General features: G+C 49.9%; 4 protein-coding genes. All 4 read left to right on the forward strand.

The window, feature by feature from the left end; all coding sequences use genetic code 11:
* Positions 1-206: 206 nt before the first annotated feature.
* The 4 genes from ABJM11_RS16450 (at position 207) to ABJM11_RS16465 (ending at position 3,359) form a co-directional block, all read left to right on the forward strand.
* On the forward strand, positions 207-935 hold the full coding sequence (locus ABJM11_RS16450; RefSeq protein WP_348296749.1) for a hypothetical protein: 729 nt from the start codon (positions 207-209) through the stop codon (positions 933-935).
* A gap of 204 nt (positions 936-1,139) precedes the next feature.
* Positions 1,140-1,934 carry a type IV toxin-antitoxin system AbiEi family antitoxin domain-containing protein gene (locus tag ABJM11_RS16455; RefSeq protein ID WP_348296750.1) on the forward strand — a complete coding sequence of 265 codons (795 nt, stop codon included), beginning with the start codon at positions 1,140-1,142 and terminating at the stop codon, positions 1,932-1,934.
* Positions 1,927-2,841: a nucleotidyl transferase AbiEii/AbiGii toxin family protein gene (locus ABJM11_RS16460; RefSeq protein ID WP_348296751.1), complete on the forward strand. Its 915-nt coding sequence runs from the start codon at positions 1,927-1,929 to the stop codon at positions 2,839-2,841. The genes ABJM11_RS16455 and ABJM11_RS16460 overlap by 8 nt, the downstream gene beginning before the upstream one ends.
* A 314-nt stretch (positions 2,842-3,155) precedes the next feature.
* Entirely contained in the window at positions 3,156-3,359 is a 204-nt protein-coding gene (locus tag ABJM11_RS16465) for a hypothetical protein (protein ID WP_348296752.1), read from the forward strand.
* Positions 3,360-3,527 lie beyond the last annotated feature (168 nt).

Genomic DNA, 3,527 nt, shown 5'->3' on the forward strand with positions numbered 1-3,527 from the left:
CGCTGATTCCGGCATCGTGAACACCGATTCCGGAAAATCCGGGAAAGTGTTCATCTTCAATCGGAATGGCTGTTCACGTTAAACCAGAACTGGTGTTCACGTTCGTCCGGAATGGGTGTTCATGATGGGCCGGAATATGCATCTATACGGCAATTCTCGGTAAATTACTCACTACACGCTCATCTACTCTAGAAACACTGACGATCATGACCACCCGCGAAGCGCAAATCGCCCAATTTATTGACCGCCACTATGAATACCGTAACACCCCGATCGCTCTAGAGAATTATCTCTACAACGAGACCAACCTGAGCAGCTCTGCTGTACGGATTTTTCTCGAATATTGGCGACTCGGCAAGATGGAGTCGTCGTGGGAATGTAACATCAGCGCCGAATCGCTTCAGGAACGTCTAGGAATTTCACGCTCTTCAGTTGAGCGAGCCAACAGGGCTCTGGTGGAAGCATCGTTAATCCGTCGAATCAACAACGGGAAATCGAGTTTCGACCCCTTTCGTCAACGGGTTTCTACAACCAAAATTCTATTCCCAAAAGAGCTTCTGCAGTACGTCAACGGCTACCGCTACCGGAGCGACCTGAGGCCTCTCCCAAAAGACGACCTTCTCGGCTTTGCAAAAACACTTGCCGACGTCCCCTCATCAACGCCATCGAGCAAGCTTACAATCGAACTCAAAGTTATCAAGAGAATCCTCAACGGTAGGCAGCATCTGACCCCAGACATAGAACAATTCGCAGCCCAGGTCTCCTGGAGCATCCTCCACGGAGATATGACCGAAGAAGCTTATGGCTCACCGGATAAAGCGATCAACACAGCAATCAGTCTTTTTCGCAGCCAAAAGTGGGGAGAGCCACGAGGTATGAGGGAACTTCACCCGAACTGGGCACCTTCGCCTGAACTTCACGTTCACATATTCTAGATAAGACGTCTCTCCAGCGCCATCTCGCCCCTTCCCGCCTGATCAAATCTGAGGGCGGCAACGCAACTCAAGGGTTTATTTTCTGCATTTTCAACGGCAGTTATCGACGTATTTTTCCGAAAATTTAAACCTTGAGATCTGTATCGGTTTGCGTATCATTAATAATACGGCGGTTATTGCCGCGTTTTTCGGATTTTTCAAACCATGCTAAATAAAGAATCACGCGAACGGTTAAAGCAGCTGTTACCAGTTTCTATGCTGGCGACCAAGCCGTGGTTAATCGATCAGGGCCTGAACCGGCACTTTGTGGACAATGCCATACGCAGTCGGACCCTACTTCCCCTGGCTTCGGGGGTTTACGCGCTGTACGAAAAATCCGTTCGCTGGCCAGGTGTCGTGGCTTCTCTCCAACGAATGTCCGAACAGCCTCTCCACGTGGGCGGCTTAACCGCTTTGGATCTCGCTGGCTTCACGCACTTCTTGTCAACGAGTTCGGAGGTGCGCGTTCATATATTCTCAGAGTCGCCCCTACCAGGCTGGATCAACAGAATCCCAGTAGCTGCCCACTTCGAGCGACATAGCACCGCTCGTCTTTGGCCCGAATCAGTGATGAGGAATCTCGGATTTCTTCGCGAATATAACTGGCAAGACGGGCTACCTCCTATCACCTATTCGTGTCCGGAAAAAGCTTTGCTGGAAGTGCTGACAGAGGTGCCCTCCGCTGTCAGTTTTGAACACGCAGATGCGCTGATGCAGGGATTATCTAGCCTATCGCCGAGGAAGATAGATGCTCTTCTGAAAGCGTGCGGGAATATCAAGGTCAAACGGCTATTTCTATGGCTAGCTGAGCGGAATGGGCATGCCTGGTTTAAACGCCTTGAGCCTGACGCATACGATCTGGGGTCCGGAAAGCGAGTTATAGCACAGCACGGCCGACTTCACCCCAAGTGGGCCATAACTGTACCTAGAGAGATGCATGACGAGAATGAGCATGGATAGACGAGTTCAATACCATCGACAGGTCCAGCTATTGTTACAACTGTTGCCTTACGTAGCTGAGCATGGCTGCTTTGCACTCAAAGGGGGTACAGCCATAAACCTGTTTTTCCGGGATTTCCCCCGTTTATCCGTGGATATCGATCTGGTCTTTCTCCCCATGATGGAACGTGCCGAGGCGCTGAATACGATTCGACAAAGCCTTGCGATGTTGGCCGAGTCCATTCGCTCTGGAATACCCGGCGTTCGAGTTGTCGAATCATTTCGCGAGAAACAGGATGCTTTACGACTCACCGTGAACAAAGAAGGCGCGCAGATCAAAATCGAACTTTCGCCAGTGCTACGAGGAACCGTGTACACCCCCACGGTGATGCCTGTCAGCGAGAGCGTGGAAGAAGATTTTGGGTACGCTGAAATCCAAGTCGTTCATTTCGCCGATCTTTATGCCGGGAAAATATGCGCAGCCTTGGACCGCCAGCATCCGAGAGACCTATTCGATGTAAAGTTGTTGCTGGAAAACGAAGGAATCGCTGACAGCCTGAGAAAGGCCCTCTTGGTCTATATGATTAGCCACAACCGCCCCATCGCTGAACTTCTGCGCCCAAACTTCAAAGACATTTCAGGCCTATATGAAGGCGAGTTCCGAAGCATGGCGCGGGAAGATGTGCCACTGCACGAACTGGAAACAACTCGTGACCAGCTAGTCAATCTGATTCGTTCATCATTGACTGAACAGGAACGGCAATTCTTGCTGACTTTCAAGCGACGCTCGCCGGACTGGAGTCTACTCGGCCTCGATGATGTTGAACACCTGCCTGCAGTTCGGTGGAAGCTGCAAAACCTCAAGAAAATGAGCCCGACCAGCCATACCCAAGCCCTGAACGAATTGGAACGAGTCCTCCAAGCCTGAAACGAAGCCGGTCTTACAGCAATAGGCCCCTACTCCTGAAACCCTCGAACCCTTCATTTCTGACGGTCTCGGGATATTCTTATCTGAAGGAGTAATAGTACTAATTATCTCTTAGTACCAATTGCTCATATTTCCCCAGCCACGAAAAAGAATAGTCAGGCCCGAGAACACTGAATGAGTCTTCGGTGATCCGCTAACATTATCCAACGATTCCATCCACAGGTTCTTCCCTACTACTACCCTCCTCGTCTGCTTGCTGGATCAACGCAATGTTGTAGCCTGACCTGGAGTCGAATCCCATCCAGGAGAACTACATGCGCAACATTCAGAACCTAATGCACGAAATCAGAGCTTTAGCTCAGGAGGTCGAAAACTTTCATGAAGTCGAGGTTTCCCTGCTGATCAGAACTCACAAAGGAGAGAAGTCACAATTCATTCGTCTACAAACGGAAAAGAAAATCGATGGGAAAACGAGTAACGATGATCTTTCCCAATTCAATGGACCGAAATGGTTCTAAACATTAAACGTCCTACAGAACTCCGTTACTAGCCCGGATTTCTCATGATGGGATAAAAGAAAGCGGCTGAAAGTGCTATAGTTTCAGGACCTTACACCGTTCACCAAGCACCAACAGCCGCTATCCAAAATGGTACCTGAAAAACTGACCTTCTCGCCACTGTCTCGC

The sequence above is a fragment of the Marinobacter sp. genome (genome assembly GCF_039977835.1).
Lineage (GTDB): Bacteria > Pseudomonadota > Gammaproteobacteria > Pseudomonadales > Oleiphilaceae > Marinobacter.